At 70.5% G+C, this 562-nt stretch carries 1 protein-coding gene; it reads left to right on the top strand.

Annotated features, from left to right (window positions below; translation table 11 throughout):
* A partial coding sequence (locus AC4FQ5_RS20020; protein WP_491146442.1) for a hypothetical protein occupies positions 1 to 461 on the top strand: 461 nt, incomplete at its 5' end.
* Positions 462 to 562 lie beyond the last annotated feature (101 nt).

The raw sequence follows: 562 nt of genomic DNA, 5'->3' as shown, positions 1-562 counted from the left end.
AGCCGATCCCCCTCCACTGCGCATCGGTCACGCTCGTCGAGGACCGCCGGGCCCGTGCGCTCGCCCTCGCGTTCCCATCGATCGAGGACGGCGGCGTCGACGAGCTCACGCAGCAGTGGCAGCCCATCGCCGACTACGCGACGTGGCTCGCGGAGGACGACGTGCCCCGAGACATCGCCATGATGCGCATCACCGGTGTGCTCCGCGGCTTGTGGATCGCCGAGTCCGACGACGGCAGCTGGGCCGAGGGCTTCACCACGACGGCGGTCCTCGCCGACATGCGGGCGCGCGACGAGCTGCCGCAATTCGACGAGTGGCTGGAGGACTCGGAGACGGAGGGCGGCGCCATCGACCTCCTGACCTATCGGGGGGACGTCCTCGAGAAGGCGGGCGACGAGACGGAGCGCGTGTACCGGGAGTACCTCGGCCGCTCCCAAGCGCTCTACGACGTCGCCCGCTGAGCCGACGCGAAGGTCGGCGCGGGTCAGCGCGGGACGTTCGGATTGCTGGCGATGAACGTCTGCGCCTCGCGGCAGCCGATCGAGACGAGGCCGAACACGAT

Source organism: Chryseobacterium sp. DT-167 (assembly GCF_058310155.1).
This window is presented reverse-complemented; position numbering and strand designations above follow the sequence as displayed.